Here is a 26,307-nt window from a genome sequence, read left to right as displayed (position 1 = left end):
TACAGCCAGCGGGGACCAATGAAGCCTCGTCCAAGGACGCCTAAGATAGCGATCGGATAACAACCGTGAAGCCAAACCTTCGAATTAATGCAGAACTGCTAAAGAAAACTTTTGTTGATTCTGAGTATTCCTAAACAGTCGCCTCGACTCACGGCCCGTGGGCTCCGTCACAGCCCGGAGTAGCCTATGTCACGGTTGCGTTTCGGCTGGCGGTACGGGGGAACTATCCCTGCCCTCCGGGCGTGGGAATTGATACCTTGAACTATAAGGATCACCACCCACCCCCTTTATTTGGAGGACACCCGCAATGGCACTTGGCGGAAACCCGATCTTCAACGGAAAGAATTTCCGTGGAGCCACCCAGGCACCGCCTGTTCCGCAGGCTCAGTACGGCCAGAACCCTTACGGCCAGGCTCCGGGACGCGCCCCCGGCCAGGTCATGGATGCGCAGGGCGGCTGGATGGCCCAGCAGCAGAACATGACCCATGACCAGCTGCAGCAGATGTACAACCAGCCGGCAGCCGGTCCGGCCGAAACCGGACGGATGACGTTCGACGACGTCATCATCAAGACCGCCGCCTGCCTCGGCGTGCTGGTTGCCGGCGCGGCGGTCACGCTCTTCGTGAGCATGTCGCTGGCCTCGCTGCTGATGATCGTTGGTGCACTGGGCGGCTTTGTGCTCGCCCTCGTCAACACGTTCAAGAAGCAGCCGTCACCGGCACTGATCCTGGCCTACGCCGCGTTGGAGGGCCTGTTCCTCGGTGGCCTGACCCGCGTCCTCGACACCATGTATCCCGGAGTCGGCCTGCAGGCCGTCGTCGGGACGCTGTCCGTATTTGCGGTTACGCTGCTCCTGTTCAAGAGTGGCAAGGTCCGGGCAACGCCCAAGGCCATGAAGTTCTTTATGATCGCCATTGCCGGGTACGCCCTGTTCTCCGTGGTGAACCTCGTCATGATGCTGACAGGCCTGACGACGGAACCGTTCGGCCTGCGCAGCGGAATCATCGGCGTGGTGATCGGCGTTCTGGCCATCGGCCTCGCCGCGTTCTCGCTGATCATGGACTTCACCAGCATCGAGGAAGGCGTCCGCAACGGGGCACCGGAGCGGTTCTCCTGGACCGCCGCGTTCGGCCTGACCGTGACCCTGGTGTGGCTGTACGTGGAGATCATCCGCCTCCTGGCGATCCTCCGCGGCGACGACTAGGACCCTGGACGGCGCACGCCGTCGTGCATTAAGTCGTGCTGAACCCCGAATGAGCCCCGCTACCCGGCGGGGCTCATTCCGTTATGGCGGGGTCCTGCTTAGCTGAGCCGCTCGTAAACCACTGCCATGCCCTGGCCGCCGCCGACGCACAGGGTCGCGAGCCCGAGCGATGCGTCGCGCTCCCGGAGCCCGTTGAGCAGCGTTGTGGTCATGCGGGCGCCCGTCATGCCGAAGGGATGCCCCAGAGCGATCGCCCCGCCGTGGACGTTGAGCCGTTCGTGGTCGATGCCGAGTTCGCGGGCATTGGCCACCACCTGCACGGCGAACGCCTCGTTGAGTTCCACGAGGTCGATGTCGCCGATGCCCAGGCCTGCCCGCGCCAGTGCGCGGCGGGTTGCCTCCACCGGCCCCATGCCCATGAGTTCGGGGGAGAGCGCGCTGACGCCCGTGGACACAATCCGTGCCAGCGGCTCCAGCCCGAGCTCCCGGGCACGGTCATGGCTCATCACCACCACCGCGGCGGCGCCGTCGTTCAGGGGGCAGGCGTTGCCGGCGGTTACCGTCCCCTCGCTGCGGAAGACGGGCTGGAGCGCCGCCACTCCTTCGAGGGTGACACCGGCGCGCGGCGAGTCGTCCCGCTCCACCACGGTGCCGTCGCGGCGCGTGTACGGCGTGATTTCGCGCGGATAGAATCCCGAGGCCACGGCCGCTTCAGCGCGGTTCTGGCTCAGGACCGCCCATTCATCCTGCTCGGCCCGGCTGATGCCGTACGTTGTGGCCACATTTTCCCCGGTCTGTCCCATCGCAATGTAGATGTCGGGCATGCGCCCGCCGAGCCGCGGGTCCGTCCACGGGGTGTTGGACGCGGCCCGTACCTCGGTGCGACGGCGTGCCGATTCGAACAGCGGGTTGTGGGTGCCGGCGTCGGTTTCCCCGGCACCGGTCCAGTTCGGATACCGGGAGACGGACTCGACGCCGGCAGCGACGAATGCGTTTCCCTCGCCAGCCTTGATGGCGTGGAACGCCATCCGGATGGTCTGCAGGCTGGAAGCGCAGAACCTGTTGATCGTGGCACCGGGGACGTTGTCCAGTCCGGCCAGGATGGTGACCACCCTGGCCATATTGGAGCCCGCTTCGCCGCTGGGTTCGGCGCAGCCAAGATAGAGGTCGTCCAGGCCGGCGCCAGTCTCTCCACTTGGGTCGAAGGACGGGATCTTGTCCAGGGCTGCCGTGACCATCGCCGCGGCAAGGTCATCCGGCCGCTCATCCTTCAACGACCCCTTGAAGGCGCGTCCGATGGGGCTCCGGGCAGTGGAAACGATGACTGCTTCTGACATGCGCCCAGCCTACGCCCGGGCTAAACCAGCCGCATCGCCCCTGCCGCCGGGGTAACGGTGAAGATCTCCGGCTTGCGGTACCCGGCGCGGGAGAAAGCCTGCTCGACGGCGGTGCGCACCTGCTGTTCGGCGGCCACCGGCGTCAGGGCAATCGCCGCGCCGCCAAAACCGCCGCCCGTCATGCGCGCTCCGATGGCACCGCTCGCGCGGGAGGTGTCGACCGCGAGGTCCAGTTCCGGGCAGGAAATCTCGAAGTCGTCCCGCATGGAACGGTGGCTGGCATCGAGAAGGGGCCCGATGGCGCCCGGTCCGGCCGAACCGAGGAGTTCCACAGTCTGCAAGACCCGGTCGTTCTCAGTGACCACGTGGCGGACCCTGCGGAACGTGACCTCATCCAGGAGGCCGCTGGCTTCGTCCAGGTCCTCGATGCCAACATCGCGGAGGGCCTTGACTCCCAGTACTTCGGCCCCGAGCTCGCACGAATCCCGGCGCGACGCATAGCCGCCGTCGGCGTGTGAATGGGAAACCTTGGTGTCGATCACCAGCAGGACAAGGCCGGCCGGTTCGGTCTCGAACGGAACCAGTCGGACACTCTGGTCCCGGCAATCGAGGAAAACGGCATGGCCCTTGGCGCCGCGCAGTGAGGCGGACTGGTCCATGATGCCCGTGGGGGCTCCCACGAAGTCGTTCTCGGCACGCTGGGTGGCCAGAACCATTTCCTCTGCTTTCAGCCCTGCACCGGTCAGCTCGTTGAGGGCTGAGATGACGGCGCACTCAATGGCGTGGGACGAGGAGAGCCCAGCGCCGAGGGGAACGTTGGAGTCCAGCAGCAGGTCAAGGCCCGGGACGTTGATGCCGCGCTCCTGGAGTGCCCAGATAACGCCGAGGGGGTACTTGGTCCAGCCCTTGGCCTGTGAGCCCGCCAAGGATGAGGTGTCCGCCGTCGTCATGCCCTGGTCGCCGTAGGTGGACAGAAGCCTGAGCGTCGAATCGGTCCTGACCCGGACAGCCACCCGCGCCGTCCTGTCGATGGCGAAGGGGAGCACGAAGCCGTCGTTGTAGTCGGTGTGCTCGCCGATCAGGTTTACGCGGCCGGGCGCCTGCCAGATGCCGTCGGGACCTGCGCCGAAGGCATCCCGGAACCGTGTCTCGAGGTCATTGCTGCTCAGGTCGCCGTGGCTGAGTGGGGCGGTCATGCGTGTGCGCCTTCCGGGAGTGGCTTGAGGGCTGATGCGGGAACCGTGACGGTGCGCAACCGCTCCGCCACGAGTTCCGGGGTGGTGTCGTTAATGAAAGCACCCATGGCCGCTTCGGAACCGGCCAGGTACTTGAGCTTATCCGCAGCCCGCCGCGGCGAGGTCAGCTGGAGGTGGAGGTAGCTGGCCGGCCGCAGCACGTCATCGAGCGGTGCCTGGTGCCAGGCCGAAATGTACGGGGTGGGCGTCGGATAGAGCGCATCGAACCGCTTGAGCAGGTCCAGGTATACATGCGCCAGTTCGTCCTTCTCGTCACCGCTGAGCGCCGCGAGGTCCGGCACCTGGCGGTGGGGGACCAGGTGCACCTCCAACGGCCAGCGTGCGGCGAACGGAACGTAGGCGCTGAAGTTCTCGCCTTCGAGGACCATGCGGCTGCCGTCTTCACGTTCGGACCGCAGCAGTGAGCCGGTCAGCGTCTGCCGGCCGTCGGCGTCGTCGAAATATTTGCGGGCGGCGGCACCCATCACAGCTGCGCGGGGCGTGACGTACGGGTACGCGTAGATCTGGCCGTGCGGGTGGTGGAGCGTCACACCGATGTCCGCGCCGCGGTTCTCGAACGGGAAGACCTGCCGGATGCCGGGCAAATCGTTCAACGCGGCGGTGCGGTGCGCCCAGGCCTCGACGACAGTGCGTGCCCGGACTTCGCTGAGCCCGCTGAACGAACCGGTGTGCTCGGGGGTGAACGACACCACTTCACAGCGGCCGAATGCCGTTCCGGTGGTTCCCCAGCCTGCGTTGCCGGGAACCGGTCCAAGCGCCGGCCCGAGCGACGGGAAGCGGTTCTCGAACACCACGACGTCGTAGTCCGGCGCGGGGATCTCGGAGGGGTTGGCGGGTGTTGTGGGGCAGATGGGGCACTGGTCCGCCGGGGGGAGGTGGGTGCGGCCCTGGCGGTGCGCAGCCACGGCCACCCACTCGCCGGTGAGGGCGTCAAACCTGACTTCGCCCGGCTCGCTCCGGGCCGGCAGCTCGCGGAGGTCGGGGTTCTGCTCCGGCCGGCGCGTGTTTTGTCCTGCCGGAGCACTATCTGACGCGGCATTGTCCGCCGAGGCAGCATCTGCCGTAGCGTCATCGAAATAGAGCAGCTCCCGGCCATCGGCAAGGTTGGTGCTGGAGATGTGTGTCATGCGTCTAGTCCTTTTCGAGCGGCGGCCATCGGAGCCACGCCGTGGGTATGGCGCGGCAGCAGGCACTTCAATTCTCCCACAAAACGATCAAAAAGAAATAGTTTCGAACAAAAGATAACAAGATGCGTTGAGATGGCCCGTGGGCGGGTGAGGCGGCGCGGCCGAGCAGGTACGGTTGTGCCCATGACTCCGAGCGCACCTCCTTCCGGCCAGGGCAGCACCTCCGCAGCAGGCAACATCGCAGCCTCCGGCCCGGCTGACTCCGGCACTAGCGAGGGCGCGCCGCGCCGCTACGCCTCCGGCAGGCAGTACGAGCTCCGCCGCGGCGATGCCCTGGCCGTTGTCACCGAGCTGGCCGCTGGCCTGCGGCTCTACTCCCGGGGCGGCGTCCAGCTGACGGAAACGTACGGGGACGGGGACATCCCTCCGGGAGCCACCGGAATCACGCTGGCTCCCTGGGCCAACCGGGTTGAAGACGGCGTCTGGTACCTGGACGGCAAGAAGCAGCAGCTGGACATCACCGAGGTTTCGCGCAACAACGCCAGCCACGGCCTGCTGCGGAACGCCTCCTACGAACTAGTGGATGAGTCCGAGTTTTCGGTGACCCTGGAGGCGCCGATCTTCCCGCAGCACGGCTACCCGTTCCTGGTGCGGCACCGCGTCCAATACGCACTGGCCGAGGACCTTGGGCTTGTTGTCCGCCAGACCCTGCTCAACGATTCCCAGGTATCCGCACCCTTCGTCCTGGGCTCCCACCCCTACCTCAGGCTGGGGGATGTCCCTGCCGGGGACCTGGTCCTGACGGTGGGGGCCGGGCGCCGGCTCGTGGCAGATGACCGGCTCATACCCCGCAGCTCGGAGCCGGTCAGCGGTGACACGGATCTGCGGGGCGGCCGGACCGTGTCCGAACTGGATATCGATGTCGCCTACACGGACCTGGAGTTCGACGGCGGCGTGGCCCGCCAAACGCTGCAGGCGTCCGACGGCCGCAGGGTGAGCCTCTGGCAGGACGGCAGCTGCGCCTACGTCCACGTCTTCGTCACGGACCAGTTCCCCGGCAGGGCAAAAGCTGTTGCCATCGAACCCATGACAGGCCCGGCCAATGCGTTCAACAGCGGCGACGGCCTGCGCTGGCTGCCGGCGGGGGAGTCGTTCACCATGACGTGGGGCATCAGCGCGTCGCTGTAGTCCGCAGCGGTTTCCCATCGGAGCGCGGCTGGGGAAGTATTAGGCTATGACGCCAGCTGAGGACGCCGCACCAACCAATAGCCCTGATGCCCGGACCGGGGCCGCCGCACCCGCGGCCCCGTTGCGGGTGTTGACTGACCGCGAGCTGGACCAGGACATTCCCTATGGCGTGCGGATCGCCGCCTCCTGGGCCTGGCGGCTGGGGCTGATCCTCCTGGTCAGCGCCGCGCTGATCTGGCTGCTGAGCAAAATCAGCTTCCTCATCATCCCCGTGATGGTGGCCGCCTTGCTGGCCGGCCTGCTGAGTCCCGTCACACGCTGGCTCAAGGCCCGGCGCGTCCCGAGAGGCGGCGCCGTCGCCATCACCGTGCTGGGCTTCCTCGGCGTGATCGGCGGCTCCCTGGCGCTGGTGGGGCGGCAGCTGGTTACAGGATTCAGCGAACTGTGGAGCGAAGCGTTGACCGGAATCCAGCAGATCCAGGGCTGGCTGGCGGACGGGCCGCTGCACCTGACAGCGGCCCAGATCGACCAGTATCTGAAGGAGGCCACGGATGCACTGCAGAACAACAGCAGCAGCATCCTGAGCGGCGCGCTTTCCTTCGGAAGCACCGCCGGCCACTTTGCCGCGGGACTCATCCTTGCGTTGTTTGTGCTGATCTTCTTCCTCCTCGAAGGTGACCGGATCTGGGCCTTCCTGGTCCGGCTTCTTCCAAGGAAAGCCCGCGCCGCCACGTTCGGTGCAGGCCGAAAGGGCTGGACCTCCATGGTCAGCTACGCGCGCATCCAGATGTTCGTGGCATTTGTGGACGCCGTGGGTATTGGCGTGGGCGCCGCCATCATCGGAGTTCCGCTGGCGCTTCCGCTGGGTGTGCTGGTCTTCATGGGTTCGTTCATTCCCATTGTTGGCGCCCTGGTCACCGGCGCAGTGGCCGTGCTCCTTGCCCTCGTGGCCAACGGCTGGGTCAACGCGCTGATCATGCTGGGAATCGTGCTGCTGGTCCAGCAGCTGGAAAGCCACATCCTGCAGCCGCTGGTGATGGGCAAGGCTGTGGCCCTTCACCCGGTGGCCGTGATCCTGTCTGTGGCGGCCGGTTCCTACCTTGCCGGCATCCCCGGCGCCCTCTTCTCGGTGCCCATCCTCGCCGTAGCAAACTCGGCGATTCGATATATTGCTGCCAGAACGTGGGAACATGAAGGAGTGCTGGTGGCGGATGGCCCGGGTGTACCCGGGGACTCCGGATCCAGCCAAGACAACACCTTCAAGGATGTCTACCTTCCCGGTGCGAATCCGGGCCGCGGCAAGGGCGCCGCACAGTCAACGGGAACTCCCGCCGGACATGCCGGCCCGGACTCCCCAGCCGAATTCCCCAAAGGAGACTAGTTCGTGAAAACCCTCAATAGCCTGCCCGTCACGTTGGACAATGTCCTGGAGGCGCAGAAGCTGCTTGAGGGGATTATTACGCGGACCCCGGTGGAAACTTCGCGGGCACTGGGCAGCATGGTGGGCGGCGAAGTCTTCTTCAAGTGCGAAAACCTCCAGCGGGCCGGCTCCTTCAAGGTCCGCGGCGCCTACGTCCGCATGGCCAAGCTGTCCGCCGAAGAGAAGAAGCGCGGCGTGGTGGCGGCGTCCGCCGGAAACCACGCCCAGGGCGTGGCGGTCGCAGCGAAGAGCCTGGGTATCAAGGCGCGCATCTACATGCCGCTGGGCGTGGCGCTGCCCAAGCTGGCCGCCACCCGCAGCCACGGCGCCGAAGTGGTCCTGCACGGGCACAACGTGGACGAAGCACTCGCCGAAGCCCAGCGCTACGCCGATGAGACCGGCGCCGTGTTTGTCCACCCCTTCGACAACGTGGACGTTGTGGCCGGACAAGGCACGGTGGGGCTGGAAATCCTGGAACAGATCCCCAATGTGGACACCATCCTGATGGGTGTCGGCGGCGGAGGACTGCTCGCCGGCGTCGCCGTGGCCGTGAAGGCGAGGGCCAGGGAGCTGGGCCGGGACATCCGGATCATCGGCGTCCAGGCCGAAAACGCCGCGGCCTACCCGCCCTCGCTCGCCGCAGATGCCCTGGTTCCGTTGAAAAAGGTCTCAACCATGGCGGACGGCATTGCCGTGGGCCGTCCGGGGCAGCTGCCGTTCAGCATCATCCGTGAGCTCGTGGACGACGTCGTAACGGTCAGCGAGGACTCCCTCGCCCGGGCGCTGATCTTCCTGCTGGAACGCGCCAAGATGGTGGTGGAGCCCGCCGGCGCCGTGGGCGTGGCCGCCCTGATGGACGGCAAGATCGAAAACCCCGGCACCACCGCCGTGATCCTTTCCGGCGGCAACATCGACCCCATGCTGATGCTCAAGGTGATCCAGCGCGGTCTTTCCGCCGCCGGCCGCTACATGACCGTCCGGATGATGCTGGACGACCGCCCCGGTTCGCTGGCCACCATCGCCCGGATCATCGCCGAGAACGACGCCAACGTCACAGGCCTGGACCACACCCGGGTTGGCGGTTCCATCTCCATGGGAGACGTCTCCATCACCGTGAACCTGGAAACCAAGGGGCACGAGCACTGCGAGCAGGTCCTGGGCGCACTCCGTGCCGAGGGCTTCCAGCCGATCGTGGTCCACTAGGGGCCATGATGCTGGATGCACAGGGGGGACGGCCGCAGACCACAAGGCATAGCCCTGCCGCACGTGCGCAGGGCGGGCTGCTGGTCACGGGGCTGTTCGTCGTTCTCCTGTTTGCGATCGAGTTCGTCAACGCTGCCACGTTCCATGCACTGAACAGGACGTTCGGCCTCCGCCCGCGCAGCGCCGACGGACTGCTCGACATCCTCACCTTTCCGCTGTTCCACGCCAACCTCGGCCACGTGGTTTCCAATGCGCTGCCGCTCATCATCTTCGGCTTCCTCGTCTTTATGTCCGGGCTCAGGGTCTTCGTCACCGCGGTGGCCTTCAGTTGGTTCGGTTCGGGCATGGTGGTGTGGCTGATTGGCGGCTGGGGAATCACGGTGGGTGCTTCAGGCCTGGTCTTTGGCCTCTTCGCCTTCCTCCTGGTCCGCGGGTTCTTCAACGGCAACTGGTGGCAGATCGCCCTGTCAGTGCTCCTGTTCCTCAGCTACGGCGGCATCCTCTTCGGGGTCCTTCCGGGCGTGGCAGGATTCGTCTCCTGGCAGGCCCACCTGGGCGGTGCGCTGGGCGGTGTTGCCGCCGCTGTGCTGCTGAAGCCCCGGCGGCTGACGCGGGGACGCCAGGTGGCGGAGAACCAAAACACATAGAACTCAGCGTTAACGCACGACGCCGGCCATCCCCGCGGAGGGGAGGGCCGGCGTCGTGCGTTAGGGCTTTGCCGTGGTTGGGGAGCTGCGCTCCTAGCCTGCGTACGGCTTGGCGGAGAGGATCTCCACCGTGATGTCCTTGCCGTTCGGGGCGGTGTAGCTGAGCTTGTCGCCCTCCTTGTGGCCCACAATGGCGGACCCCAGCGGTGACTTTTCGCTGAAGACGTCGAGGTCCGAGTCGCCCGCGATCTCGCGGGAGCCTAGCAGGAACGTCTCCTCGTCGCCGGCGATCCGGGCGACGACAATCATGCCGGGCTCGACGATTCCGTCGTCCGCCGGGGACTCGCCCACGTGGGCGTCGCGGAGCAAAACGGTGAGCTGGCGGATGCGGGCCTCGATCTTGCCCTGCTCCTCTTTGGCGGCGTGGTATCCGCCGTTTTCCTTGAGGTCGCCTTCCTGGCGTGCAGCTTCGATCTTCTGGACGATTTCCGCCCGGCCGGCGCCGGAGAGGTGGTCCAGCTCTGCCTTCAGGCGGTCAAAAGCTTCCTGGGTAAGCCAAGCTGCAGTTGCGCTGTTGGTGGTAGACACGGACTTCTCCTTTTTCGTGGTCAAACAAGTTTGCGGTCAAACAAGTAAAGACCCCGCCACGGTGGCCACTTGTGGGACTCAGTAACCAGCTCAGCGGGGTAAAGGTATTTGATCCATTGTAGTCAATGCGGTGGACAAACCAAAGAACGCCTGCGGCGTGGGTCACACGGTCAGGCCGGGAGTGCTCCTGGGGCCGCGGGCGGCTACTTCTCCGAGCCAGGAATCCAGCAGCTGTCCACCACGCCGGAAACGGACAATGACTCTGTGCGCACTACGGCACGGTGGACCGTCGTTCGTCCGCCGTCGGGGGTGGCTTCGGCCGGGTTCGGTCCGATATCGACCACTTTCCAGCCGACCACGGCAAATTTTGCGTCCAGCGCCTTAACCGCGCATTTGGCACTGGTTCCGGGATCCTTGGTGACCTGGAAATCGATCTCCGCCTGCGTGGCGTCCGTCGTGCTGTAGCCGATGTCCTTGAATGACACGGTCTCCGCGTTCAGGGAAGTGGAGATCCACGCCATGAAGCCCATGCCGGCAGCAAGTGCAGCGATTCCGATGTTGCGCTTGGCCTTGCGCGACAGGGCACGCTTTTGGCCCCCGTAACGATTGGCTAGGGTGGTAGTTGCCGGCGTCGAAATGGCCGGCCGATCCTCGGAAGTCACCGTTCCAGTTTAGTGTGGATCCGAACGGGATAATTCCGCGTCCCTGCAGCCATAAACCCGCAAGCCCAAATTCGAAGAAAGTGAGCCGTTTCAGATGACAGCGTCCGCAAGCCAGTCCAAGCCGCTCCGCCTGCTGGCCGTCCACGCTCACCCTGACGACGAATCGAGCAAGGGTGCGGCCACCATGGCCATGTATGCAGCGGCAGGCGTTGAGGTCATGGTGGCCACCTGCACCGACGGATCCCGGGGCGACATCCAGAACCCGGCAATGGAGCACGAGCCGCACCCCAAACGCGACATGGCCGGCGCCCGCCGCCTGGAAATGGACAATGCCGCCCGTGTGCTGGGAGTCCGCCAGCGCTGGCTTGGTTTTGTGGACTCAGGGCTGCCGGAAGGTGACCCGCTTCCGCCGCTGCCGCCGGGCTGCTTCGCCCTCCAGCCGCTGGAAGTAGCCGCGGCTCCGCTGGTCAGGCTGGTGCGCGACTTCAAGCCGCAGGTGATCCTGAGCTACGACGAAAACGGCGGCTATCCGCATCCGGACCACATCATGGCCCACCGCGTGGCCGTTGAGGCGTTCGAAGCCGCCGGCGATCCGGAACGGTACCAAGGTATCGGCGAACCGTGGTCAGTCAGCAAGCTGTACTACGACCGCGCGTTCAGCCCTGACCGGTTCCGGGCGCTCCACTTTGCGCTCGAAGAGGCGGGCCTGCAGTCGCCCTATGCCGAGCGGCTGGCGGCCTGGCTCGAGGCTGATGCCGAGGGCCACACGCCACCGGCCCCGACGCACCCCACCACCACCCAGGTCGACTGCGGGGACTATTTCGAAGCCCGGGACGATGCGCTCCGTGCCCACCGCACCCAGATTGATCCGCTGGGATTCTTTTTCGCCGTATCCCCGGACATGCAGCGCCGCGCGTGGCCCTGGGAGGATTACAGCCTGATCCAGTCGCGGGTGCCGGTGGACCTGCCGGAAAAGGATCTCTTCGCCGGACTAAGATAGAACCAAGCCATGTTCTATGCCCTGTAGAAGTCAGGGCCCTCAAGACGCTCCACAGAAGGTCTAACCGTGCATCACTTGCTCCTCGCCCTCGCGACAACTCCGGCGCCCAGCCCCACGCCGTCCCTGCGCCCGGGCCTCTCCGAAGACCAGGTGACGCCGGGCATGTGGGGCTTCATCATGACCGCGTTCTTCGTCCTGGCCACCACGCTGCTGATCGTGGACATGGTGCGGCGCATCCGGCGGGTCCGCTACCGGGCCCAGGTGGAAGAGGAGCGCCTGGCTGCACTGGCTGCCGGAGAGCAGGACATGCCCGAGGTTCCCGGAGCGGACGCGCCGCGAAGCGACGAAGACGGCGCGAGCGATGATGCCGGCACACTCGGGGGCCCGCAGGGCGGCGCCGATCTCCGGACGGAACGCAACGGTGATGAAGGCCGCGGACAACGGTAGCGCCCGGCCCGGTGCTGGGAACGACGCGGACAACGGTAGCGCCCGGCCCGGTGCTGCCAATGCCCTGGCCGGCGAACCTTCCGCCTACCTGAGGCAGCACGCCGGCAATCCTGTCCACTGGCGGCCCTTCGGTGATGAAGCGTTCGGCTTTGCCGCCCAGCGCGACGTTCCCGTGTTCCTGTCCATCGGCTACGCCGCCTGCCACTGGTGCCACGTGATGGCCCACGAGTCCTTCGAAGACCAGGAAACTGCGGACTTCCTCAACGCCAACTTCGTGGCCATCAAGGTGGACAGGGAAGAACGCCCGGATGTAGACGCCGTCTACATGGCCGCAACCCAGGCAATCAGCGGTGAAGGCGGCTGGCCGATGTCCGTCTTCCTGACTCCGGACGGACGCGCCTTCCATGCCGGAACATATTTCCCGCCCCAGCCCATGCCCGGCCGGCCTTCTTTCCGCCAGGTCCTCGAGGCGGTCCGCGAAGCCTGGCTGGAGCGGCGCGAGGCCGTCGAACACAACGCCGAGACCCTGGCCCGCGGAATGGCGGAAACGCAGCTTGCGGCCGCCGTCCAACTGACCGGCTCGCCGGACCCTGTCGACGCCGGGCTGCTCTCCGAAGCGGTCCGCGTCCTGGCCCGCTCTGAAGACCCGCACGACGGCGGATTCGGCACCGCGCCGAAATTCCCGCCGTCGCCCGTGCTGGAATTCCTGGTCCGGCACGCCGCGGTGGCCTCCGACACCGCCGATGCCGCGAGGGATATGGCAGGCCGGACGCTGGCAGCGATGTCCCGGTCCGCGCTGTTCGACCAGCTGGACGGCGGTTTTGCACGGTACTCCGTGACGCGCGACTGGTCCGTACCGCACTTCGAAAAGATGCTCTACGACAACGCCCAGTTGCTGCGTGCCTTCGTGCACTGGGTCCGGCTCGGAGGCAACGCGGTGTACACCGCGGAGGAGGCCGCGGACGCCGCAACGCGCACCGCGGACTGGATGATCTCGTCGCTGGGCCTCGCCGGTCCTGGAGACGGTACAGGAGGGGGCTCAGATCGGGCTGAGGCGTTTGCCTCGTCGCTGGATGCGGACACTGTGGTGGACGGCCAACACCTCGAAGGCGCCAGCTACCTCTGGACCCCCGCGGAACTGCTGGACATCCTGGGGCCTGAGGACGGTCCCGCTGTGGCGCGGCTGATGAATGTTGCTCCCGAGGGCACCGTGACGAAGGCAGCTTCGCCGCTGCATCCGGGCCGCAGGCTCGACGGCGCCGAGCACCTCCTGTGGGACCGTGCGCGGCCGCGGCTGCTGGCTGCGCGCTCGGGCCGCCCCCAGCCCGCCAGGGACGACAAAGTGGTGGCCGGCTGGAACGGCCTGGCCGTCGCTGCGCTTGCTGAAGCGGGGACCGTCCTCGGCCGGCCCGACCTGACGGCTGCTGCAGCGCGAACAGCCGCCTACCTTGAACGGATCCACTGGACCGACAGCACCCTGATGCGGGTGTCGCATGCCGGCGGGGCCCGCGGGATAGGCGGCCTGCTCGAAGACTATGCCTTCTGCGTAGACGGGTTCCTGACCCTCTACGGCGTCACGGGCAATACCCGGTGGTACCTGCTGGCCGAGGACATCCTGTTGGCTGCCTGCCTGCGGTTCGCCGCGGACGGAACGCTGGTGGACACCGCCCGCGAATCGTCCCAGGTGTTCAACGCGCAGGGGCAGCGGGCAGGCCTGGAGCCCTTCGACAACGCCACGCCGAGCGGTGCGGCCGCGTTCGCAGGCGCGCTGCTGAGCTATGCAGCGCTGTCCGGTTCCAGCGACCACCGGATCATGGCCGGCAATATCCTTTCGCTGCTGCCCCCGCTGGCAACCCGGGCGCCCCGGGCGGCAGGCTGGCTGCTGGCCACGGCACAGGCTGCGCTGGCCGGTCCCGTGGAGGCCGCCGTCGTCGGGCCTGACGGTCCGGCGCGTGCGGAACTACAGCACGCACTGCTGCTGTCCGCCAGCCCGGGGCTGGTTGTGGCGGTGGCCTCCGAAGCCGGGAGCCCGGCTGCCGTGAGTGAGGCGGGCGCTGGAGCCGCGGGCGCTGGCGCCGCGCCCGCCGTGCCGCTGCTGGACGGCAGGACGGCGGCGCCTGACGGCTCAGCGCAAGTGTTCCTCTGCCGCGGGATGGTGTGCGAGCGTCCGGTGGGTTCCGTGGCCGAACTTCTGGAGCGACTGGCTACGATGGCCGGATGACTTCTTTGCCGCACCCGCAGTCCGTGGCTCTCGGGGTCCAGCGCGCCTTTGACCTTGTCATTTTCGACTGTGACGGTGTCCTGGTGGACTCCGAGTCCATCGCCATCCGGGTGGACCAGCGGGTCCTCGCAGATCTCGGCTGGGAGCTTGGCCTCGACGAGATCGTGGAGCGCTTCGTTGGCAAGTCCGAGGCGCACTTCGTGGCGGAGACGGAGCGGCACCTGGGCGTCAGGCTGGACGCGGACTGGGAGGAGAAGTACCAGCACTGGTACCGGACGGCGTTTGAACGGGACCTGGCTGCCGTTGACGGCATCGAGGAAGCCCTGGCGCGTCTGCGGCTCCGGCACTGCGTTGCCTCCAGCGGCACACACGCCAAGATGCGGCGGACGCTCGGGCAGACAGGGCTGCTGCCAACGTTTGAAGGACGCATCTTCAGCGCCTCGGAGGTTGACCGCGGAAAGCCGGCCCCGGATCTGTTCCTTCATGCTGCGCGGACGCTCGGTGTGGAACCACGGTTTTCCGGCACATGAGGGAACTTCCGGACCTCATCGCCGCGGGCAGGCCCTAGGCAGGCCTGCCGAGCACCGCGATGGCGATGGCGATGAAGTGCGCGGCAAAAGCGAACACGGTGAAAGCGTGGAAGAGCTCATGGAAGCCAAAGTGCTGGTAGCTGAAGTTCGGCTTCTTGAGGGCGTAAAAGACGGCGCCGGCGATGTAGAGGGCGCCGCCGACGCAGATGAGGACGGCCGAGGCGACACTGGCCGCGAAAAAGTCCGGCAGGTAGAACAGGGAGCCGCAGCCCAGGGCTATGTAGATGGGCACGTAGAGCCAGCGCGGTGCATCGGTCCAGAGCAGCCGGAAGAGAACACCCAGGATCGCGCCGGACCAGATGACCCATAGCAGCACCACTGCCTTGGGCCGTTCCAGCAGCGCCCATGCCAGCGGCGTGTAGCTGCCGGCGATCACCAGCATGATGTTGGTGTGGTCGAGGCGCTTCAGGACGATCTTGACTCCCGGTGACCAGTTCCCGCGGTGGTACACGGCACTGATGCCGAAGAGCAGTACTCCCGTCACGGCGTAGACGGCCGAAGCGATCTTGAGGTCGGCGGTGGGGGCCAGCAGGATCAGGACCAGCCCCGCGGCAAAGGCCAGCGGGGCGGTGACGGTATGGATCCAGCCGCGCCACTTGGGCTTGATCGTCAGGAGCTCCGCGATACGGACAGCGGCCTCGTCCATCGGGCCCGATTTCCGGCCGCGGCCTGCTCCCGCATCCGGTTGGGGAGTTTTGCTTTCCATTGCTCAAGAATAAACTACGTTCCAGTAAGTTACTGATGAGTAACCAGTGGATGGGCCGGAATCGGAAGTCCTTGTGCACCCCGCCGCCGTTGCGGGCGGGTAGCCTAGGAATGCACTGCCGTCGTACATCAAGGAAGTCAGGTGAGTCTCCGGATGGAGTTGCCCGGGATCCTCTATGGCTTCTACGAACGCAGGCTCCTGCGCTCGCTGGACAAGGACCGCATCCCCAAACACATCGGCGTGATGGTGGACGGCAACCGCCGCTGGGCCAAACAGTTCAACGCGCCCACCAGCCAGGGACACCAGGCGGGCGCTGACAAAATCCATGAGTTCCTCGGCTGGTGCCAGGAACTCGGCGTCAAAGTGGTCACGCTGTACATGCTCTCCACCGACAACATGAGCCGCTCCGGTGAAGAGCTGGACCTGCTGATGGGCATCATTGCGAACACCCTGGACCGGCTGGACGAGGACGAGGACATCTCCGTCCACGCCATGGGCGCGCCGGAGTTGCTTCCCGATTACCTCGCCGAACGGCTCAACAATCTGACGGCGCGGACGCCGGCCCATGAAAAACTCCATGTCAACGTGGCAGTGGGCTACGGCGGACGCCGCGAAATCGTGGACGCCGTCCGGGAGCTCCTCCATGATGCCGTAGCCCGGGGCAAGGACATCGGCAAGCTGGCGGACGACCTCACGGTCGACGACATCTCGCGGTTCCTGTACACCCGCGGGCAGCCGGACCCGGACCTGGTGATCCGCACGTCGGGTGAGCAGCGGCTGTCCGGTTTCCTGATGTGGCAGAGCGCCTACAGCGAGTTCTACTTCTGCGAGGCGCTCTGGCCCGCCTTCCGCAAGGTGGACTTCCTGCGGGCATTGCGCGATTACGCCGGCCGGCAGCGGCGCTTCGGCTCCTGAAGCCCGGCGCCCGGCAGCCCGGACGCCTGCAAGCCCGGACACCTGGAACGGCGCCCGCTCATGGCCGGTTCACGTGGAATTCACGTGATCGCAACAAGAATCGCCGCGAAATAGTTTGGGAAACAAAGCAGCGGGGAATTACGTTGAATCCATTAGCAGGCACACTGCCCGCTAATCGGGGAGGCCAGTACATGGAGCGAATGTTCGCACCGGATGTATGGGAGGCCGGAACCGGCCTCGTGGCCGCTCCGCCTCACCTATAAATTATCCGGGCGTGCGCCCCGGGGCTGGAGTCGATGTGGCTATTTCTGAACACCTGCCCGACGTCATTTCCGACCAGGGAGAGAAAGCTACCTCTCGCACCGCGCGAGCCACCTCACAGACCGGTGCAGCGAACTATGACGCTGCGGCCGGTCTTGCTGTATCCGGCGGCGGTGCTGCGGCGGATGACACCTTGTGGAGCTTTGTCATCGACACCTCGGTGTTGCTCTCGGACCCCCGCGCCCTGCTGCGGTTCGCGGAGCACGAAGTCATTGTGCCGATCGTGGTCATCACGGAGCTTGAGGGCAAGAGGCACGACCCCGAATTGGGCTACTTCGCCCGTAAGGCCCTCCGCCTCCTGGACGACCTCCGGGTCCAGCACGGCGGACTTGACCGGCCCATCCCCCTGGGCGACGACGGCGGCACGCTGGTGGTGGAAATGAACCATATCTCCCCCGAGGTGCTCCCCGCCGGGTTCCGTGGAGGGGACAACGACAGCCGCATCCTCGCCGTCGCGAAGAACCTCGCCAACGAGGGCCGGAACGTCACGGTGGTGTCCAAGGACCTGCCGATGCGCGTCAAGGCATCCGCCATGGGGCTCCTCGCCGACGAGTACCGCAACGAACTGGTGAAGGACTCCGGCTGGACCGGCGTTGCCGAAGTCGAGGCCAGCGAGGAGGACGTCTCCACCCTCTACGGCCACGAGCCCGTCTTTATCCCGGCGGCTGCGGAGATGCCCGTCAACACCGGACTGGTGCTGCTCTCAAACCGCGGCTCAGCCCTGGGGCGCGTGGGCGCGGACAAGCAGGTCCGGCTGGTCAAGGGGGATCGCGACGTCTTTGGACTGCACGGACGTTCCGCGGAGCAGCGGCTGGCCATCGACATGCTGATGGATCCGTCCGTGGGCATCGTGTCGATCGGCGGCCGGGCCGGCACAGGCAAGTCGGCGCTGGCACTCTGCGCGGGCCTCGAAGCCGTGCTGGAACGCCGCGAACACCGCAAGGTGATCGTCTTCCGGCCGCTCTACGCGGTGGGCGGGCAGGAGCTCGGCTACCTGCCGGGATCCGAAGCGGAGAAAATGAACCCTTGGGCGCAGGCCGTCTTTGACACCCTCGGAGCCCTGGTCAGCCAGGAGGTCGTCGAGGAAGTCATGGACCGCGGCATGCTCGAAGTCATGCCGCTGACCCATATCCGCGGCCGCTCGCTCCACGATGCGTTCGTGATCGTCGATGAGGCGCAGTCCCTGGAAAAGAACGTCCTCCTGACGGTAATGAGCCGGATCGGCCAGAACTCGAAGATCGTCCTGACCCACGATGTCGCCCAGCGCGACAACCTCCGGGTGGGCCGGCACGACGGCGTTGCCGCCGTCGTCGAAACCCTCAAGGGACACCCGCTCTTCGGGCACATCACCCTCACCCGCTCGGAGCGCTCGCCGATCGCGGCACTCGTCACCGAGCTGCTGGAAGGGGCGGAAATCTAGGCCTCCTGGTTTGGTTGCGCCGGTCACCCTTCCTCCGCGTGCTAGCTCGTTCCTCGCTTTTACGCACGCTTCCGGAAGGCTGGCCGGCGCACCTGACCACCACTTCGTTGCTACGCCCCCAGGAACTTGGCCGTGGGTTCGTGGCCTTCTACCTTCAGCGTCCAGTCGGGGCGTTTGAAGGTGGCCGGGGTGACTCGGACCTTCTGGACCTCCTGAACCTTGCCGCCCCAGGAGGCCCTGGTGACGCCGTTCAGTTCGTAGCCGAGGGAGCGGGAGACGCCCAGGGATTTTTCGTTCCAGGCGGCTGCCTCGGACTCCGCGACATCCGCTTTCAGGTGATCGAAGGCATAGCTCACGACGGCGGCCCGCATCTCCTTGCCGAAGCCCTTGCCTTGCGCCGCTTTCGTGAGCCAGGAACCGGTGGTGACCGTCTTGAGCGTCGCGAAATCCTTGGCCTCGATGTCCTGGCAGCCGATGAACCCGCCGTCGTGCCAGATGCCGAGCAGGAGCGTCCATTCCTGCGGCGACATGTTCCCCCGGCATCGCCAGTACCACTGAGCCATGTTGGGGCCCAGCTCCTCGGCAGGGGATTCTGCCCAGGGCCTGCTGAACGGACTGTGGCCGGGATCGTGGATGCCGCTCAGCGCCGCCTGCACCGCGGCCGGGATGTCCTCATCACGAATGGGCCGGAGGGCAAGGCGGGGCGTGGTCAGGGTGAGGGCGAACGGGGGCCAGAAGGTGGCGGGCTCAGTCATCAGGGAAGCTTAGCCGTGGGGCCCGTGCGCAGCCAGTCACACGCCCCGCGAGATGTCCCAGCTGATGTGGCGGCGCACGTCGGTGAGGTTCATGGATTCTGCGAGGAACAGGTCATCAAGCATGTACTCATCCACGCCGAGGATCCTGAGCCAATGGCCAAGACCTGCCGATTCGTTCTCCAGCGAGCGGCTTAGCACGCAGACACCGGTGCCGACATCGATGCGGATCAGGTTCCGTCCCGGTCCGCACAGCGGTGCCAAGGGGTCTGAGGGCCGGTAGGCGGCATTGGGAGTCACGACGGCTTCAAAAGCGGGGCGGCCCTGATGGTCCACCTCGGTGATGGGGCCGAGCTCCACGGCGTTGGTGTTCGGGAATTCGATGGGAACGGGGGCGTTGCCTGCCAGCTCCACCGGATCCAGCGCTGCGGCAAAGCGGCCGTTTCCGAAGCACGGTTCGCCGTAGGCGGCCTCCGGGCGGCGCCGGACCAGCCCGCCGTCGTCATACACGGGGGTGACCAGCTGCGGCGGCAGGAGCCACGACTTCCTGGTGGAGCTGACGTAGAAGCCGTCTTTGGAGTCGTTGATGCCGGTGGTGCTGTGCAGTACCACGCCGGCCGAGGACTCCAGGCGGAGGGCGCCGGGCCGGCGCAGCCACGCACGAACGGTGTTGTCCGGGTCCGGGTTTTCGGCGCCCGGATCTGCGGTGCCGGGGTTTGAGGGGTCCGGGACCGGGCGGTCCACATACTCAAAACGGAGGCTCTGCCACTTCCACGGAGAGGAACGGCACAGGTTCCGGAAGTTTGCGGCCATGTCCGGCGGTCTGGTCTGCTGACCGGCTTCCCCCTGGCGCCTCGCGTCCCATGTCGACATATCCACAGTTTACGCGCGGGCTCCGCGGCGGGTCGGGAAAATCCAGTAGCATCCGAGAGTGATCCAACGACTGGGCGAACTTTGGCAATCCACCCCGCTGGGGTTCTGGCTGGTGCTGGCGGCCTGTGCCTACTACGGAGTGATGGCGGTGCGGCTTACCGTCATCGACGTCAGGCACCACCTGCTGCCGAACAGGATTGTGTTCCCGTCCTATGCCGTGGGCGGCGTGCTCCTGCTGGCGGCGGTTGTCGCCGTCCTCGCTGTCGGTGCAGACGCCTCGGCAGTACCCGACGGTGCCGCCCGGCTTTTCGGGCTCCCGGGCGGACGCATCCTTGCCGGGGGGGCCGTGCTGTGGCTGTTCTACTTCATCCTGCGCATGGTTTATCCGCCCGGGATGGGATTCGGCGACGTGAAACTTGCCGGTGTGCTGGGCCTGTACCTCGGCTACCTCGGCTGGGGACACGTGTTCGCCGGAACCTTCGCCGCCTTCCTCCTGGGCGGGCTCTGGAGCCTGGGCCTGCTTGCTGCCCGCCGCGGCACCCTCAAATCGGACATCCCCTTCGGCCCGTTTATGCTGGCAGGCACGGCCGCAGCAATGCTGCTCCTGCCTGCGGCCTGAGGGGCTGCGCAAGCGTTGCTGCCGCTAGGCTGAAGGCATGCCAGCACCTGAATTCGTCCTCAAGCTTCGCGAAAAAATCGGCCATGATCCGTTGTGGATTCCCGCGGTTCGCGGGGTGGTCTTCAACGACGACGGCCACGTCCTGCTGGGCCAGCGCTCTGACAACGGCCGGTGGGCGCTGATCTCGGGCATGCTGGAGCCGGGGGAGCACCCTGCTCCCGGACTCGTGCGGGAGATCTTCGAGGAGACAGCCGTCGTGGCCGAAACGGAGCGCATGGTGTCGGTCGGCGTCGTCGGTCCGGTCACCTTCCCCAACGGCGACGTGTGCGACTTCCTGGATATTGTGTTCCGCTGCCGCCATGTGTCCGGTGAAGCACGCGTGAACGACGACGAGTCCCTCGCCGTCGGCTGGTTTCCGCTGGAGGGACTTCCGGACATCAGGCCCGGCGACCGCGAGTGCATCCGGCGGGCGCTGCTGCCCGAGGACGCCGTCCACTACGAACCCTGAAGGGACTCCCTGATGAGGGAGTCCCTTCAGAGCGGCCTCCTAGACTGAGGCGGACTGGCGTTCAGCCTCGAGGCGTTCTGCCTCCTCGCCACCCACAGCCTCGCCCCGGGCCACCATTCCGGCGGTGTCGGAGAGCGGGATCTGCTTCAGGGTCAGCGCGAGGATCAGCGCAATCCCGAGGAACGGCAGCAGGTACCAGAACACCGGTGCCAGCGAATCTGCGTAGGCGTTCACGATGGCGTCCCGGAGCTGTTCCGGGAGCTGGCTCAGGGCCTGCGGATCGAGGGTCTGGGTGGACTGCGCTGCCTGGTCGGCGGACGCGCCGGCCCCGGTGAACGCCTTGGTCAGGGCCTCGGCAAGCCGGGAGGTGAAGATGGAACCGAACACGGCCACGCCCAGGGATGCACCCACCTCGCGGAAGTAGTTGTTCGTGCTGGTGGCCGTGCCGATCTGCTCCGCGGGCACGGAGTTCTGCACCACCAGGACAATCACCTGCATGATGGAGCCCAGGCCGGCGCCGAAGACGAACAGCTGGACGCAGATGACCCAAATGGGCGTGTCCGCCGTGAGCGTGGTCAGCCACAGCATGGCTGCCATGGTGAGGGCGGCGCCCATGATCGGGAACATCTTGTACTTGCCGGTCTTGGAGATCCGGATGCCCGAGTAGATGGCCATGCCCATCAGGCCCGCCATCATGGGCAGCATCAGCAGACCGGATTCCGCGGCGGAAGTCCCGGAGGACATCTGCAGGAACGTCGGGACGAACGCGATGGCGGCGAACATGCCCAGGCCCAGGGTGAAGCCGATGGCAGTCGAGTTCACAAAGATGCGGTTCTTGAACAGGCCCAGCGGGATGATGGGATCCTCGGCGCGGCGTTCCACCATCACAAAGGCGGCAGCGGCCACCACCAGCCCGGCGCCGAATGCCCAGGTCAGCGGCGAATCCCAGCCCTCGTCTTTCTTGCCGCCGAAGTCCGTGAAGAAGATCAGGCAGGTGGTTGCGGCAGAGAGCAACAGCACGCCTGGGATGTCGATCCGCTTTTCGGCCTTCTTGGTCGGCAGCGTCAGGGTGAACCACGCAATGGCGAAGGCCGCAATGCCGATGGGGATGTTGATGTAGAAGGCCCATTCCCAGGTGAGGTGGTCCACAAAGTAGCCGCCCAGCAGCGGGCCGGCGACGGCGGAGAGGCCGAAGATGGCGCCCAGCGGGCCCATGTACTTGCCGCGGTCCTTGGCAGGGACGATGTCCGCGATGATGGCCTGCGAGAGGATCATGAGTCCGCCGCCGCCCAGGCCCTGGATGGCACGGAAGACCACGAAGCCCCAGAAATCGGTGGCGAAGGCGCAGCCGACGGAAGCGAGGGTGAACAGGGCAATGGCCACGAGGAACAGGTTGCGGCGGCCCAGCACGTCACCGAACTTGCCGTAAATGGGCATCACGATGGTGGTGGCCAGCAGGTAGGCGGTGGTGATCCAGGCCTGGTGTTCCACTCCGCCGAGCTTCCCCACGATGGTGGGCATGGCGGTGGAGACGATGGTCTGGTCAAGGCTGGAAAGCAGCATGCCGGCGATGAGGGCGGAAAAAATGATCCAGATGCGTTTCTGGGTCAGCAGCAGCGGCTCGGCTGCCTTGGGACTGACGGCGGTGCTCATGGGCGTCCTTCTGCGGGTACGGGTTCTTCAAAGGGGAGGGAAAAGAGCTGGCGGGCGGCTGCGACGTTCTCCAGCAACAGTTCCTGGTAAGTGCGGGTGTTGCCATCGGAGAAATAGGCCATGCTGCTCTTGCGGGCGATATTGCCCAGCAGGACAACGGCCATCTGGACCACCGGGTGGTCAGGCTCCACACCTTCGCGGATGGCCAGGACGCGGGCGAACTCCGCCTCGCGTTCCTCAGTGGCGCCGATGATCCTCAGCATGAGCTGCGGTTCCTTTTTGATGACCCCGATCAGCTGCCGGGTTTCCTCTTCGGAGGCGGCCATGTTTTCGGACAGCTTCAACGAGAGTTCGATGAGGTCCTGGAACAGCGTGGCGGAGATTTCGCCGGGCGCGGAGGACTCGCCGCCGCGGATGAAGCCGGCAATGACGTCGCCGGGAATTTCGTCGTCCACGTGGCCAATGATGGCGTCTTCCTTCGTGGGGAAGTAGTTGAAGAAGGTGCGGCGTGAGATATCCGTCTGCTCGCAGACTTCTTCAATGGTGTAGCCGTTGAGCCCGCGTTCGGCGGTCAGCTTGCGCGCGACGGCGGTGATCGCCGCACGCGTTGCGGCCCGCTTGCGTTCGCGGAGCCCTCCGTCGCTTATTGCACTATTATTCACAAAGTAAAGTTTTGCACCAATCTATGATTAGTGCAATTTTAGCGCGGGCGGACACTTCCGGCCCCAACCGCGACGGCTCCCGTACGCGACGGCTCCCTTAAACGCCAGCGGCCGCCCGCCTTCGCTGGAAGGTGGGCGGCCGCCGTCGTACGTCTTGGAAACTATGCCTTGTGCGGCGGGCGGGTCATGGACATAACGTCCAGGGCGGTATCCAGCTGCTCTTCGGTCAGCTCGCCGCGCTCCAGGAAGCCCATGGCGACGACGGTCTCGCGGATGGTGAGGCCCTCGGCGACAGCCTTCTTGGCGATCTTGGCGGCGTTCTCGTAGCCGATGAACTTGTTCAGCGGGGTGACGATGGACGGCGAGGCCTCGGCGAGGAAGCGGGCGCGCTCCACGTTGGCGGTAATGCCGTCGATCATCTTGTCGGCCATGACGCGGCTGGTGTTGGCCAGCAGTCGGACGGATTCGAGCAGGTTGGCGGCCATGACGGGGATGCCCACGTTCAGCTCGAAGGCGCCGTTGGTGCCGGACCAGGCGATGGCAGTGTCGTTGCCGATGACCTGGGCGCAGACCATGATGGACGCCTCGCAGATGACGGGGTTGACCTTACCCGGCATGATCGAGGAGCCCGGCTGCAGGTCCGGGATGGCGATTTCGCCGAGCCCGGTGTTGGGGCCCGAGCCCATCCAGCGGAGGTCGTTGTTGATCTTCATGAAGGAGATCGCGATGTTGCGCAGCTGGCTGGAGGCTTCGATGAGGCCGTCGCGGTTGGCCTGGGCTTCGAAGTGGTCGCGGGCCTCGGTCAGGGGCAGGCCGGTGTCGGTGGCCAGCAGTTCGATGACGCGCTCCGGGAAGCCGGCCGGCGTGTTGATTCCGGTGCCCACGGCGGTTCCGCCGAGGGGAACTTCGGCCACGCGGGGGAGCGAGGCGTTGATGCGCTCGATGCCGTAGCGGACCTGTGCTGCGTAGCCGCCGAACTCCTGGCCCAGCGTCACCGGCGTGGCATCCATGAGGTGCGTGCGGCCGGACTTCACGACGTCCTTGAACTCGACCGACTTGCGGTCCAGCGAGTCGGCCAGGTAGCCGAGGGCCGGGATGAGGTCGTTGATCAGCGCGGAGGTCGCGGCGACGTGGACGGAGGTGGGGAAAACGTCGTTGGAGGACTGCGAAGCGTTGACGTGGTCGTTCGGGTGGACAACTTTGTCGCTTCCGGCGGCCTTGAGTGCGCGGGTGGCGAGCTCGGCGATGACCTCGTTGGTGTTCATGTTGGAGGACGTGCCGGAACCGGTCTGGAAGACGTCGATGGGGAAGTCGCCGTCGTACTTCCCGGCAGCAACCTCATCAGCGGCGTCCGCGATCGCCTTGGCCAGCTCGCCGTCGAGCACTCCAAGTTCTGCGTTGGCCTGGGCTGCAGCCTTCTTGACCCGTGCGAGGGCCTCGATGTGCGCGCGTTCCAGGGTTTTGCCGGAAATGGGGAAGTTTTCAACTGCACGCTGCGTCTGGGCACGGTACAGGGCGTTCACGGGGACGCGGACTTCGCCCATCGTGTCATGTTCAATGCGGAATTCTTCAGTGGAAGTCATGGGGCTAGCTTAGGGCGATTGGCGGCCTTGGCTGAAACCGTGAAGCGCTTGAGTCGGGCGGCGGGCGGACGCCCGCACAGCGGGGACTTAGAGTTCGCCGATGCCCGAAACGAGGTCCGCCCGGCCCTCTTTGAGGCTGTAGGAGAGGCCGATCACCGCTGCGCGTCCGGTTTCAATTGCGCTGGAAATCACACGGGAGCTGTCCACGAGCCGGTGTGAGGTCTGCTTCACGTGCTCCACCACCATGTCGTTGACTTCGGTTTCGTTGTTGCGCAGCGAGGTCAGCACGGACGGCGTGATCCGCTCCACAAGGTCGCGGATGAATCCCACGGGCATCTTGCCTGTCTCGACGGCGTCCTTGGTTGCACTGACTGCGCCGCAGCTGTCATGGCCGAGGACCACGATCAGCGGCACACCCAGCACACCGATGCTGTACTCCAGTGAGCCCAGCACGGCGTCGTCGATGACCTGCCCGGCCGTGCGGACAACGAACGCGTCGCCCAGGCCGAGGTCGAAGATGATTTCAGCGGCGAGGCGCGAATCCGAGCAGCCGAAGATCACCGCGAACGGATGCTGGTTCTCCACCAGCGAGGAACGGCGTGATGCGTCCTGGTTGGGGTGGGAGGATTCTCCGGCGACAAAGCGTTCATTTCCTTCGCGCAGTCGTCGCCAAGCCAGCGCGGGAGTCAAGTAAGTAGCCACGGGGCCACTTTACGGTGAAGGTGTGGCCGAGGGTGAAACCGTGGCGGCAGCGTTACTTTCCATGGACTTCACGACGGCGTCCGCCAGGACGGCGAACTCGTCGAGTTGCGCGGTGCCGGTCAGGATGACGGTGGTTCCCTTGTGGACGAGGACCATGCTTCGCTCGCCTTTGCCGGTGTCGCGGAGTTCCCAGTCCATGCCGCCGGCGTTGCGGCTGCCCGTGACCGGGGCATTGTTAGTCTGCTGGAGCAACCAGGTCGGGTTCGCCTGGGCAGTCTGGACGAGGCCGATAAAGGAATCCTTCGGAGTGAGGTATCCGACCTCCCACGTCGGCACGCCGCTCCCGGCGCCGGACTCCCAGCGGGCGTAATTCGGACTGAATGTGTCGCCGGTCTCGGGTGCCACGGGTGTGAATCCCGCCACACCGGAGGCGTTCTGGGCCACGGCGCTGACATTGACATTCGGGCGGTAACCGTCGGTCTTGGGCGACGGGTTCATGAGCACGATGGGGAGGAATGCGGCGACGCTCACCAACAGGGCGATGATCATGCCGATGACTGAGGCATTGGCCCTTTTCGCCGCCGCCGCGCGGATAACAGGCTTCACGACGGGTGCATCGGGGGTGCCGTTGGTGGCCGCGGGGGAGCCCGTGCTGGCCGTTTGGGTGTCGGGGGTGGACTTGTCCTGCGTTTCGCTCACGCTT

At 66.0% G+C, this 26,307-nt stretch carries 26 protein-coding genes; 13 read left to right on the top strand and 13 right to left on the bottom strand.

What is annotated here, in order from left to right:
• Nucleotides 1-307: 307 nt before the first annotated feature.
• Nucleotides 308-1,204 (top strand): Bax inhibitor-1/YccA family protein, encoded by an 897-nt coding sequence (locus tag ASF98_RS16890; protein ID WP_055804099.1) that lies wholly within the window; start codon nt 308-310, stop codon nt 1,202-1,204.
• Nucleotides 1,205-1,302: 98 nt separating this feature from the next.
• Here ASF98_RS16890 and ASF98_RS16885 read toward each other — a convergent pair whose 3' ends face one another.
• The 3 genes from ASF98_RS16885 to galT are packed head-to-tail and all read right to left on the bottom strand — an operon-like array spanning nt 1,303 to nt 4,924.
• Nucleotides 1,303-2,541: an acetyl-CoA C-acetyltransferase gene (locus tag ASF98_RS16885; protein ID WP_055804096.1), complete on the bottom strand. Its 1,239-nt coding sequence runs from the start codon at nt 2,539-2,541 to the stop codon at nt 1,303-1,305.
• Between the two features lie 20 nt (nt 2,542-2,561).
• Nucleotides 2,562-3,737, bottom strand: a complete 1,176-nt coding sequence (galK, locus tag ASF98_RS16880; RefSeq protein ID WP_055804094.1) for a galactokinase — start codon at nt 3,735-3,737, stop codon at nt 2,562-2,564.
• A complete protein-coding gene (gene galT / locus ASF98_RS16875) occupies nt 3,734-4,924 on the bottom strand; it encodes a galactose-1-phosphate uridylyltransferase (protein WP_055804091.1) in 1,191 nt (396 codons plus the stop codon). The genes galK and galT overlap by 4 nt, the downstream gene beginning before the upstream one ends.
• Before the next feature lie 183 nt (nt 4,925-5,107).
• Here galT and ASF98_RS16870 point away from each other — a divergent pair, with 183 nt between their 5' ends.
• From ASF98_RS16870 to ASF98_RS16855, 4 genes are read left to right on the top strand one after another with little or no spacing between them, the layout of a single operon-like run.
• Nucleotides 5,108-6,112: an aldose 1-epimerase family protein gene (locus tag ASF98_RS16870; RefSeq protein WP_055804086.1), complete on the top strand. Its 1,005-nt coding sequence runs from the start codon at nt 5,108-5,110 to the stop codon at nt 6,110-6,112.
• A 46-nt stretch (nt 6,113-6,158) separates the two neighbouring features.
• A complete protein-coding gene (locus ASF98_RS16865) occupies nt 6,159-7,493 on the top strand; it encodes an AI-2E family transporter (RefSeq protein WP_156372443.1) in 1,335 nt (444 codons plus the stop codon).
• A gap of 3 nt (nt 7,494-7,496) precedes the next feature.
• Entirely contained in the window at nt 7,497-8,735 is a 1,239-nt protein-coding gene (gene ilvA, locus ASF98_RS16860) for a threonine ammonia-lyase (protein ID WP_055804082.1), read from the top strand.
• 8 nt (nt 8,736-8,743) lie between these two features.
• Nucleotides 8,744-9,382 carry a rhomboid family intramembrane serine protease gene (locus ASF98_RS16855; protein WP_156372451.1) on the top strand — a complete coding sequence of 213 codons (639 nt, stop codon included), beginning with the start codon at nt 8,744-8,746 and terminating at the stop codon, nt 9,380-9,382.
• 93 nt (nt 9,383-9,475) lie between these two features.
• On the opposite strand, the gene greA is transcribed toward ASF98_RS16855, so the two are convergent.
• Nucleotides 9,476-9,970, bottom strand: coding sequence for a transcription elongation factor GreA (gene greA, locus ASF98_RS16850; protein ID WP_011691028.1), 495 nt, complete (start codon nt 9,968-9,970; stop codon nt 9,476-9,478).
• 203 nt (nt 9,971-10,173) lie between these two features.
• Nucleotides 10,174-10,632, bottom strand: a complete 459-nt coding sequence (locus tag ASF98_RS16845; RefSeq protein ID WP_055804077.1) for a DUF4307 domain-containing protein — start codon at nt 10,630-10,632, stop codon at nt 10,174-10,176.
• Nucleotides 10,633-10,726: 94 nt separating this feature from the next.
• Between ASF98_RS16845 and mca the strand changes: the two genes are divergently transcribed.
• From mca to ASF98_RS16825, 4 genes are all read left to right on the top strand, one after another.
• Nucleotides 10,727-11,632: a mycothiol conjugate amidase Mca gene (gene mca, locus ASF98_RS16840; RefSeq protein ID WP_055804074.1), complete on the top strand. Its 906-nt coding sequence runs from the start codon at nt 10,727-10,729 to the stop codon at nt 11,630-11,632.
• Between the two features lie 66 nt (nt 11,633-11,698).
• Nucleotides 11,699-12,079, top strand: coding sequence for a hypothetical protein (locus ASF98_RS16835; protein ID WP_055804072.1), 381 nt, complete (start codon nt 11,699-11,701; stop codon nt 12,077-12,079).
• Nucleotides 12,057-14,300 (top strand): thioredoxin domain-containing protein, encoded by a 2,244-nt coding sequence (locus ASF98_RS16830; RefSeq protein ID WP_055804069.1) that lies wholly within the window; start codon nt 12,057-12,059, stop codon nt 14,298-14,300. The genes ASF98_RS16835 and ASF98_RS16830 overlap by 23 nt, the downstream gene beginning before the upstream one ends.
• Nucleotides 14,297-14,830 (top strand): HAD family hydrolase, encoded by a 534-nt coding sequence (locus ASF98_RS16825; protein WP_055804064.1) that lies wholly within the window; start codon nt 14,297-14,299, stop codon nt 14,828-14,830. The genes ASF98_RS16830 and ASF98_RS16825 overlap by 4 nt, the downstream gene beginning before the upstream one ends.
• Before the next feature lie 34 nt (nt 14,831-14,864).
• Here ASF98_RS16825 and trhA read toward each other — a convergent pair whose 3' ends face one another.
• The gene (trhA, locus tag ASF98_RS16820) at nt 14,865-15,536 is read right to left on the bottom strand and encodes a PAQR family membrane homeostasis protein TrhA (RefSeq protein WP_200939396.1); all 672 of its coding nucleotides are present in this window, start codon (nt 15,534-15,536) and stop codon (nt 14,865-14,867) included.
• Between the two features lie 213 nt (nt 15,537-15,749).
• Here trhA and ASF98_RS16815 point away from each other — a divergent pair, with 213 nt between their 5' ends.
• Together ASF98_RS16815 and ASF98_RS16810 are read left to right on the top strand one after the other, a co-directional pair.
• Nucleotides 15,750-16,511 (top strand): isoprenyl transferase, encoded by a 762-nt coding sequence (locus ASF98_RS16815; RefSeq protein WP_055804061.1) that lies wholly within the window; start codon nt 15,750-15,752, stop codon nt 16,509-16,511.
• Nucleotides 16,512-16,809: 298 nt separating this feature from the next.
• Nucleotides 16,810-18,252 carry a PhoH family protein gene (locus ASF98_RS16810; protein ID WP_055804058.1) on the top strand — a complete coding sequence of 481 codons (1,443 nt, stop codon included), beginning with the start codon at nt 16,810-16,812 and terminating at the stop codon, nt 18,250-18,252.
• 110 nt (nt 18,253-18,362) lie between these two features.
• Here the strand turns inward: ASF98_RS16810 and ASF98_RS16805 are convergent, their stop codons facing one another.
• Nucleotides 18,363-19,007 (bottom strand): GNAT family N-acetyltransferase, encoded by a 645-nt coding sequence (locus tag ASF98_RS16805; protein WP_055804055.1) that lies wholly within the window; start codon nt 19,005-19,007, stop codon nt 18,363-18,365.
• Nucleotides 19,008-19,043: 36 nt separating this feature from the next.
• Nucleotides 19,044-19,877, bottom strand: coding sequence for a hypothetical protein (locus ASF98_RS16800; RefSeq protein WP_200939393.1), 834 nt, complete (start codon nt 19,875-19,877; stop codon nt 19,044-19,046).
• 58 nt (nt 19,878-19,935) lie between these two features.
• On the opposite strand from ASF98_RS16800, the gene ASF98_RS16795 reads away from it, so the two are divergent.
• Together ASF98_RS16795 and ASF98_RS16790 are read left to right on the top strand one after the other, a co-directional pair.
• On the top strand, nt 19,936-20,496 hold the full coding sequence (locus ASF98_RS16795; protein WP_055804049.1) for a prepilin peptidase: 561 nt from the start codon (nt 19,936-19,938) through the stop codon (nt 20,494-20,496).
• Nucleotides 20,497-20,533: 37 nt separating this feature from the next.
• The gene (locus ASF98_RS16790; RefSeq protein ID WP_055804046.1) at nt 20,534-21,004 is read left to right on the top strand and encodes an NUDIX hydrolase; all 471 of its coding nucleotides are present in this window, start codon (nt 20,534-20,536) and stop codon (nt 21,002-21,004) included.
• A gap of 39 nt (nt 21,005-21,043) precedes the next feature.
• On the opposite strand, the gene ASF98_RS16785 is transcribed toward ASF98_RS16790, so the two are convergent.
• The 5 genes from ASF98_RS16785 to ASF98_RS16765 all read right to left on the bottom strand — a co-directional run bounded on the left by ASF98_RS16785 (nt 21,044) and on the right by ASF98_RS16765 (nt 26,303).
• Nucleotides 21,044-22,657 (bottom strand): MDR family MFS transporter, encoded by a 1,614-nt coding sequence (locus ASF98_RS16785; protein WP_055804043.1) that lies wholly within the window; start codon nt 22,655-22,657, stop codon nt 21,044-21,046.
• Nucleotides 22,654-23,319 (bottom strand): TetR/AcrR family transcriptional regulator, encoded by a 666-nt coding sequence (locus tag ASF98_RS16780; protein ID WP_055804040.1) that lies wholly within the window; start codon nt 23,317-23,319, stop codon nt 22,654-22,656. The genes ASF98_RS16785 and ASF98_RS16780 overlap by 4 nt, the downstream gene beginning before the upstream one ends.
• A gap of 161 nt (nt 23,320-23,480) precedes the next feature.
• Nucleotides 23,481-24,902, bottom strand: a complete 1,422-nt coding sequence (locus tag ASF98_RS16775) for a class II fumarate hydratase (RefSeq protein ID WP_055804037.1) — start codon at nt 24,900-24,902, stop codon at nt 23,481-23,483.
• 87 nt (nt 24,903-24,989) lie between these two features.
• Complete coding sequence (locus ASF98_RS16770; RefSeq protein ID WP_055804035.1) at nt 24,990-25,604, bottom strand: carbonic anhydrase; 615 nt, start codon at nt 25,602-25,604, stop codon at nt 24,990-24,992.
• A gap of 9 nt (nt 25,605-25,613) precedes the next feature.
• A complete protein-coding gene (locus ASF98_RS16765; RefSeq protein WP_442854046.1) occupies nt 25,614-26,303 on the bottom strand; it encodes a DUF4245 domain-containing protein in 690 nt (229 codons plus the stop codon).
• Between the last annotated feature and the right edge of the window lie 4 nt (nt 26,304-26,307).

It is taken from the genome of Arthrobacter sp. Leaf337 (genome assembly GCF_001423745.1).
In the GTDB taxonomy this organism is placed as follows: Bacteria; Actinomycetota; Actinomycetes; order Actinomycetales; family Micrococcaceae; genus Arthrobacter.
Note: the sequence above shows the minus strand (reverse complement) of the source record. Positions and strands in the feature narration are given on the sequence as shown.

Excerpts from the sequence above, each read along its gene's own strand:
- ASF98_RS16870 (WP_055804086.1), top strand. The coding sequence starts at position 5,108 with ATGACTCCGAGCGCACCTCCTTCCGGCCAGGGCAGCACCTCCGCAGCA.
- ASF98_RS16805 (WP_055804055.1), bottom strand. The coding sequence starts at position 19,007 with ATGACTGAGCCCGCCACCTTCTGGCCCCCGTTCGCCCTCACCCTGACC.
- ASF98_RS16885 (WP_055804096.1), bottom strand. The coding sequence starts at position 2,541 with ATGTCAGAAGCAGTCATCGTTTCCACTGCCCGGAGCCCCATCGGACGC.
- ASF98_RS16890 (WP_055804099.1), top strand. The coding sequence starts at position 308 with ATGGCACTTGGCGGAAACCCGATCTTCAACGGAAAGAATTTCCGTGGA.
- ASF98_RS16800 (WP_200939393.1), bottom strand. The coding sequence starts at position 19,877 with ATGTCGACATGGGACGCGAGGCGCCAGGGGGAAGCCGGTCAGCAGACC.
- galT (WP_055804091.1), bottom strand. The coding sequence starts at position 4,924 with ATGACACACATCTCCAGCACCAACCTTGCCGATGGCCGGGAGCTGCTC.
- galK (WP_055804094.1), bottom strand. The coding sequence starts at position 3,737 with ATGACCGCCCCACTCAGCCACGGCGACCTGAGCAGCAATGACCTCGAG.
- ASF98_RS16785 (WP_055804043.1), bottom strand. The coding sequence starts at position 22,657 with ATGAGCACCGCCGTCAGTCCCAAGGCAGCCGAGCCGCTGCTGCTGACC.
- ASF98_RS16830 (WP_055804069.1), top strand. The coding sequence starts at position 12,057 with ATGAAGGCCGCGGACAACGGTAGCGCCCGGCCCGGTGCTGGGAACGAC.
- ASF98_RS16825 (WP_055804064.1), top strand. The coding sequence starts at position 14,297 with ATGACTTCTTTGCCGCACCCGCAGTCCGTGGCTCTCGGGGTCCAGCGC.
- ASF98_RS16855 (WP_156372451.1), top strand. The coding sequence starts at position 8,744 with ATGCTGGATGCACAGGGGGGACGGCCGCAGACCACAAGGCATAGCCCT.
- ASF98_RS16815 (WP_055804061.1), top strand. The coding sequence starts at position 15,750 with ATGGAGTTGCCCGGGATCCTCTATGGCTTCTACGAACGCAGGCTCCTG.
- ASF98_RS16775 (WP_055804037.1), bottom strand. The coding sequence starts at position 24,902 with ATGACTTCCACTGAAGAATTCCGCATTGAACATGACACGATGGGCGAA.
- ASF98_RS16790 (WP_055804046.1), top strand. The coding sequence starts at position 20,534 with ATGCCAGCACCTGAATTCGTCCTCAAGCTTCGCGAAAAAATCGGCCAT.
- ASF98_RS16865 (WP_156372443.1), top strand. The coding sequence starts at position 6,159 with ATGACGCCAGCTGAGGACGCCGCACCAACCAATAGCCCTGATGCCCGG.
- trhA (WP_200939396.1), bottom strand. The coding sequence starts at position 15,536 with ATGGACGAGGCCGCTGTCCGTATCGCGGAGCTCCTGACGATCAAGCCC.
- mca (WP_055804074.1), top strand. The coding sequence starts at position 10,727 with ATGACAGCGTCCGCAAGCCAGTCCAAGCCGCTCCGCCTGCTGGCCGTC.